At 69.7% G+C, this 6,798-nt stretch carries 7 protein-coding genes; all 7 read right to left on the reverse strand.

Annotated elements, in window-relative coordinates; translation table 11 throughout:
* A partial coding sequence (locus LOY02_RS16005) for an ATP-binding cassette domain-containing protein (RefSeq protein WP_317183365.1) occupies nucleotides 1–934 on the reverse strand: 934 nt, incomplete at its 3' end.
* A 111-nt stretch (nucleotides 935–1,045) separates the two neighbouring features.
* A complete protein-coding gene (gene rplI / locus LOY02_RS16010) occupies nucleotides 1,046–1,492 on the reverse strand; it encodes a 50S ribosomal protein L9 (protein ID WP_317183366.1) in 447 nt (148 codons plus the stop codon).
* Between the two features lie 32 nt (nucleotides 1,493–1,524).
* The gene (gene rpsR / locus LOY02_RS16015) at nucleotides 1,525–1,761 is read right to left on the reverse strand and encodes a 30S ribosomal protein S18 (protein ID WP_013494395.1); all 237 of its coding nucleotides are present in this window, start codon (nucleotides 1,759–1,761) and stop codon (nucleotides 1,525–1,527) included.
* Nucleotides 1,762–1,880: 119 nt separating this feature from the next.
* A complete protein-coding gene (locus LOY02_RS16020) occupies nucleotides 1,881–2,495 on the reverse strand; it encodes a single-stranded DNA-binding protein (protein ID WP_317183367.1) in 615 nt (204 codons plus the stop codon).
* Between the two features lie 77 nt (nucleotides 2,496–2,572).
* On the reverse strand, nucleotides 2,573–2,860 hold the full coding sequence (gene rpsF, locus LOY02_RS16025) for a 30S ribosomal protein S6 (RefSeq protein WP_317183368.1): 288 nt from the start codon (nucleotides 2,858–2,860) through the stop codon (nucleotides 2,573–2,575).
* 210 nt (nucleotides 2,861–3,070) lie between these two features.
* Entirely contained in the window at nucleotides 3,071–4,426 is a 1,356-nt protein-coding gene (locus LOY02_RS16030) for a hypothetical protein (protein WP_317183369.1), read from the reverse strand.
* On the reverse strand, nucleotides 4,423–6,708 hold the full coding sequence (locus LOY02_RS16035) for a transglycosylase domain-containing protein (protein WP_317183370.1): 2,286 nt from the start codon (nucleotides 6,706–6,708) through the stop codon (nucleotides 4,423–4,425). Before LOY02_RS16035 ends, LOY02_RS16030 begins: the two co-directional genes overlap by 4 nt.
* Nucleotides 6,709–6,798: the final 90 nt, after the last annotated feature.

Consider the following 6,798-nt stretch of genomic DNA (forward strand, 5'->3'; position numbering starts at 1 on the left):
CCGCGCCCACTCCGCGTCGTTCCGCCGCGCCCACTCCGCGTCGTTCCGCCGCGGTGAGGAACAGCTGTGACAGCGTCGGCAGGTCCAGTCCGAAGTCGACCACCGGCCCCACGGCCCGGGCGGCGTCGAGGACCGCCAACGGGTCGACCCCGGGTGGGATGACCAGGCGCAGGTCATCGGCCGCATCGGACACGACGGACACGCCGTCCCACGCACGCAGCCACTCGCGGTCGCGCGAGGCGAGGTGCAGCCGAAGCTGCCGGTCCCCCGACGAGGCGCGCAGGGCAGCCACACCCCCCTCGAGGACGACTCGGCCGTGGTCGATCATGACGATGTCCTCGCAGAGGTCCTGGACGAGGTCGAGCTGGTGGCTGGAGAAAAGGACGATCCGCCCACCGTGGACCCGCTCGCGCAGGGTGTCGGACAGGCTCGCGACGGCGACGGGGTCGAGGCCGGCGAAGGGCTCGTCGAGCACGATGACCTCAGGCTCGTGGACGAGGGCGGTCGCCAGCTGGAGCCGTTGCTGCATCCCCCCGGACAGTTTGTCGGTGCGGTCGCCCCAACGGTCGCCCAGCCCGAGCTCCTCGAGGAGGGCACGAGCCCGCGCCGTCGCGTCCGGTCTGGTCAGGCCGTGCAGACACGCGAAATGGACGACCTGCTCCCCTGCGGGCATCGCCGGATAGAGGCCGCGCTCCTGCGGCATGTAGCCCCACGTCCGGCGGTCGCGCAGGTCCGCGACCCGCTGCCCATCCAGGCTGACCTCACCCCGGTCGGGGGCGAGTACTCCGAGCAGGACGCGCATCAGGGTCGTCTTGCCGGCGCCGTTGGGGCCGAGCAAGCCGGTGAGGCGGCCAGGCTGGATGGAGCAGGTCACGCCCGCCAGGGCCTGCCGCTCCCCGAAGGCGTGCCCCACGTCACGAATGTCGAGTGCCATCGCTCGCCACCCTATGACCTCCGCGGACCCGACGCGGCAGGGCCCGGTTCCAGACGGAACCGGGCCCTGAGGCGAGCAGCTGCCGGCTGACAACGCCGGCGGGAGAATGTCTCAGGCGGGGACGACCTCGAACTTCAACGTGGCTGCCACGTCGGCGTGGAGCCGCACCGTCGCCTCGTAGGAGCCGACCGACTTGACCGCCTGCTTGACCTCGATCTTGCGCTTGTCGAGCTCGGGGCCTCCGGCAGCCTTGACGGCCTCGGCGATGTCGCCGTTGCTCACCGCGCCGAAGAGACGACCGGACTGCCCGGCCTTCGCGGTCACCGTCACCGACGTCGCCTCGAGGCGGCCCTTGACCGCCTTGGCCTGCTCGACGTCCTGGATCGCGCGGACCTCGCGGCCCTTCATCAGGGCGTCGACCTGCTTCTGGCCGCCCTTGGTCCACGGCGTCGCGAGTCCGCGCGGGAGCAGGTAGTTGCGGCCGTAGCCGTCCTTCACCTCGACGATGTCACCGGCTGCACCGAGGCCGGTGACCTCGTGCGTCAGAATCAACTTCATGTTGGGCTTCTCCTTGTCTCGAGCGAGCGGGCTCAGCGAGCCGAGCTCGAGTAGGGAAGCAGCGCCATCTCACGGGCGTTCTTCACGGCCGTGGCGATGAGACGCTGCTCCTGGACGGACACACCGGTCACCCGGCGAGCGCGGATCTTGCCACGGTCGGAGATGAACTTGCGCAGCAGCGCGGTGTCCTTGTAGTCGATGTTCTCGACCTTCGCCGCCTTCAGCGGGTTGGCCTTCTTCTTGGGCTTGCGCACAACGGGCTTGGCCATCGTGGTGCTCTCCTTCTGGAAAGCCCGGGGTTCCTGCCCCGGGATGGGATGTCTCTGTGTTTCGTATGCCGCTGAGCTGGCTCAGCGGCGGATGCTCGCGACCGCTCGGGCCGGGATGGTCAGAACGGCGGCTCGTCGTAGCTCGGGGCACCCTGCCCCCAGCCACCCTGCTGGCCACCCTGTTGGCCACCCTGACCGGCCGGGCCACCCTGCGGCGCCGCGGCCGGCTGTCCCCAGCCGCCACCCTGCTGGCCACCCTGGGCGGGGGCCTGGGCCCCACCGGGACCGGTCGCCCACGGGTCGTCGCCGCCCTGCTGGCCACCGCTCCAGCCGCCGCCCTGCTGGCCGCCGAAGCCGCCACCACCGCCACGCTGGGTCTTGTTGACCTTCGCCGTGGCGTTGCGCAGGGACGGGCCGATCTCGTCGACGTCGAGCTCGACGACGGTCCGCTTCTCGCCTTCCTTCGTCTCGTAGGAACGAGACTTCAGACGGCCGGCGACGATGACCCTCGTGCCGCGCTGGAGCGACTCGGCGACGTTCTCCGCCGCGTCACGCCAGACGGAGCAGCGCATGAAGAGCGTCTCGCCGTCCTTCCACTCATTGGTCTGGCGGTCGAACATCCGCGGCGTGGACGCCACGGTGAAGTTCGCGACCGCGGCCCCGGACGGCGTGAAGCGCAGCTCGGGGTCGGCGGTCAGGTTGCCGATGATCGTGATGACGGTGTCGCCTGCCATGCGTGGCTCCGTTCAGTCCTTCGTTGAGTGATCGGTGTCTGGTGAGTCGAGCCCGGTGACCAGGTGATCGTGAGCGGTCAGGCGCCGGGTCGGAGCAGCTTGGTCCGCATGATCGACTCGCTGAGGTTCAGCTGGCGGTCGAGCTCCTGAGCCGTGGCCGGCTCGGCGGTGAAGTTGACGACGGCGTAGATGCCCTCGGACTTCTTCTGGATGTCGTAGGCGAGCCGACGACGACCCCAGATGTCGACGTTGTCGACGGTGCCACCGTCCTTCTTCACGACGTTGAGGAACTTGTCCATCGTCGTGGAGACGGTGCGCTCCTCGGTCTCCGGGTCGAGGATGACCATGAGTTCGTACTGACGCATGCTTCTACCCACCTCCTTTGGTCTCGGCGGTCACGGGTCTCTCCCGTGACAGGAGGGTTGCAACACGTCCCGCCGTGACCCACCTTCGCAGATCGGGCCGACACTCCATCGGCTCTCTCCACAAGCCACCCAGGGCTGCAACCCGGGGCGGAAGGGCACACGGCGAACCCGGCAAGACTACCGGGCTCAGCGGCATACCCCGAAATCGCGTCAGGTGAAGCGCACGATGACGCGGTCCTCCGCGTCCCTCATCGGCCCGGCCAGGTCGTCGGGCTCCGGCGCCGACCCACCCCACCGCTCGCGGGCACGCAGCCACACCATGGCGACGAGCCACAGGACGGCGATGACCCGCAGCATCGAGAAGAAGGCATACCAGCCGTTGGGCAGGCCCCGGTCGGGCACCTTCGTCGCGGCGATGGCCAGCCATACGGCGACGAAGTTGAGCGCCTCGGCCCCCGCCCAGACGAGATGGTCGCGCCACTGGACGAGGCTCCATGCGACGAGCGGGACGAGCCAGAGCGAGCTCTGGACGGTGAAGGACTTGCCGGTGACGAGGACGATGCCGACCATGACGAGCGAGACCTCGGCAAGCGTCGGACGGCGGGCACTGGCCAGGGCGAGCACCGCACCCGCGACGAGGGCGACGACCCAGCCGAGGACGGTGAGCGCCGTCACCGCCAGGGTCGGCAGGGGGTGTCCGGCGAGCTGGGGCAGGAGCCACGGGGAGCCGTAGCCGGCTCCGGCCGCAACCCACGCCTCGTAGGACGAGACAGCCGCCTCCGGGTGGAGCAGCCAGAGGCCGCCCAGCACGGCGAGGAACGCCGCGATGGCGTGGGCGGCCGTGCGGGAGAAGTCGCGCAGCCTGCCGGACCGCAGGGCGAGCAGGCCGATCGCGACGAGGATGAGCACGGGGTAGGACCGGGCCGAGATGGCCAGGCCGAGCAGGACACCGGCCGTCGCGGTGCGTCGACGACCCCAGGCCCACATGCCGGCGGAGGCGAGCGCGACGCCGAGCAGGTCGGCGGAGACGAAGCCGACGAGAGCCACGACCGGTGCCAGTGCGACGTGCGCCGCGGTCCAGGGAAGGCGGGCCGACGAGGCGACGAGCCAGATGATGGCCAGGAGGAGCAGGGTCAGCAGGACGGCCCAGAGCGCGAAGTACCACGCGATCCTCGTGCCCTCGCGGTCGGCCGACGGGACGAGGCTGGCGACGGCGGTCAAGGCGAAGCCGGTCAGCGGCGGCTGCCCCGTGACGGGTGCCCCCTCAGCGCCCTGGAGGAAGGCTGCCAGGCCGGCACCGAGGTTGCCGTCCCGATACGCGTTCGGCAGGTCCGAGTAGCAGGCATTCCAGAACTGCCCGTCCCCCGACCAGTGGGTGCGCAGGCACGGGATGCGCAGGGCTACCCCGAAACCCGCTGGCACTGCGGCGAGCGCCGACAGCACCGCCGCCGTGAGCACCCACGGGAGCTCACGGGCGGCGTAGCGGCCACGGGGCCCGCCGATGACCTCCGTGGCGGCCGTGGCGACGGGGTCGGTCGTCACCGCCCTGCGGCGGGCGCCCGTCATCCGTTGCCGTTGCCTGGCTTGGTCGTGGTGGTCGTCGTCTCGTCAGGAAGGGGCACGGTGATCGTGACGGTCGGTTCCTCGGTCGTCGGTGGTGGGTCGGTCTTGCCGGGTGGCGTCTTGGTCGGCTCCGTCGTGGTCGGCGGCGGGGGCGTCGTCGTGGTGGTCGGCGGCGCCGTGGTGGTCGTCGTCGGCTCGTCCGGCTCGGGCGCCTCGGTCGTGGTGCGCGTCGTCGTCGGCACGTCCTCGTCGCCGAGCCCGGCGCGCTTCGGGAAGGGCAGCACCTCCACGCCCTCGAAGGTCGGCATCATGAAGTCGAGCCAGATGTTCGCCGGGATCGTCGACCCGTCGGGCGCGACCGACTCCTCGTCCGAGAGCGACAGGCTCGACTTGCCGTCCTTGGTGGGCTTGTAGGTCCCCACGGAGACGGCCATCTGGGGCACGAACCCACTGAACCACTTCGACAGGTTCTCCTCGGACGTTCCCGTCTTGGAGGCGACCGGACGGTCGAACTCACGGCCGATCCTCGTCGCCGAGCCTCCCGGCTTCGTGGTGTAGGTCATCGCGTCGGTGACGTCGGCCGTCACCTCCTTGGCGAAGGCGCGCTGGGTCGAGGGCTCGGCCGTGTAGCTGTAGCTGCCGTCGGCGGAGGTGACCCGCGCGATGACGTACGGTGTGGACCGGATCCCCTGCGCGGCGATCGTCGAGTAGGCCGACGCCATGTCGATGACGCGGGGGGACGACGTGCCGAGCACGTTGCCGAGGTCGTTCTTCAGGCCGGGCGTCTTCTCCGGGATGCCGGCGTCGATCGCCGCGCGCCGGGTCTTGTCCGGCCCGATCTCCTCGTTGAGCTCGACGAACGCCGTGTTGATCGACCTGCCGATCATCGTGCGCATGTCGACCTTGCCGTAGTCCCGGTCGTCGTAGTTGTTCACGGGGTGTGGGTAGCCGTCGAACTCCTTCGGCGTGTTGCCGTCGAACTTCGTCTTCGTCGAGATCCCCTCGCGGACCGCCGCGAGTGCAGTGAACGGCTTGAAGTTGGAGCCGCCCTGCATGATCGCCTGGGTCGCGTTGCTCAGCTGCCGCTTGGAGTAGTCGGAGCCGCCGTACATCGCGATGACCGCACCGTCGCCCGGCTTGATCGCAACGAGACCGCCCTGCACCCCCTTGGGGAGGTTCTTGGCCATCGCCTTGACGGCGTTGGACTGTGCCTTTCGGTCGATCGTCGTGACGATGCGCAGCCCGCCCTTGGCGACGTCCTGGTCCGTGAGTCCGATCCGGACGAGCTCCTTCTTGACCTCGGCCGTGATGTAGCCGGACGTGCCTCTGGAGAGCCGGGGGCCCTTGTACTCCTTGATCTCCGGCACCTCGGTGTACTTCGCTCGCTCGGCGGGCGAGAGCCAGCCCTCCTCGACCATCCCGTCGAGGACGTAGGTGTAGCGGCGCTCGAGGTTGGCTGCCGCCTTCTCCCCTTCGGCAGGGTCGTAGAGCGACGGGGCGTTGAGGACGGAGGCAAGGACGGCGCCCTCGGCCACGGTGAGCTTCTCGACCGACTTGCCGAAGTACGCCTGGGCCGCCGTCTGGATGCCATAGGCGCCACGGCCGTAGTAGATCGTGTTGAGGTAGTCGCCGAGGATCTCGTCCTTCGACTTCTCACCGTCGATCTTCACCGCGATGAGGATCTCCTTCGCCTTGCGCTCGAGGGTGCGGTCCTGGCTGAGGAAGTAGTTCTTGACGTACTGCTGGGTGATCGTGGAGCCGCCGACCTGCGCCTCGCCGGTGATGCTCGTCTTGACGGCTCGCAGGATGCCGCCGACGGAGATGCCGTTGTTGACGTAGAAGGTGCGGTCCTCGGCCGCGAGGTGGGCCTTCTGAACGGCGTCCGGGACCTTGGCCAGGTCCACCATCTGGCGGTTGCCCTCGTCCTGGACGATGCGGTCGATCTCGGTCTTCCCGTCGGAGTAGTAGATGATCGACACCTGCCGGCCCACGAAGTCGTTCGGCGCAGGCACGCTCGTCCTCGCGTAGGCGACCCACACTCCGACGATGGCGAGGACGAAGAGGGCGAACCCGGCCAACGACCCCCACTTGAGCGTCGGGATCGCCCAGCGCTTCCAGCCCGTGCGCCCGCCGTCCTCGTCGCTCCCGCCGCCACCGGCCCGGAACTCGAGCGCGTCGCCGTCGTCCGTCGGCTCGGGTCCCGGATGCGGCCGCTTGCCTGCTCGCCGCTTGCGCTTCTCGGCGGCCAGCTGGGCGGCACGGATCTCGCGCCTGCTCTGTGTCACTCCACCACTTCCGTTTCATGCGCAGGCCCGAGAGTCCTCTCGAGCCTGCGCATCAGTATGGCCCGACAGCGCGCCTCACGCCGAAACGGG

The organism is Intrasporangium sp. (assembly GCF_032907665.1).
GTDB lineage: Bacteria > Actinomycetota > Actinomycetes > Actinomycetales > Dermatophilaceae > Intrasporangium.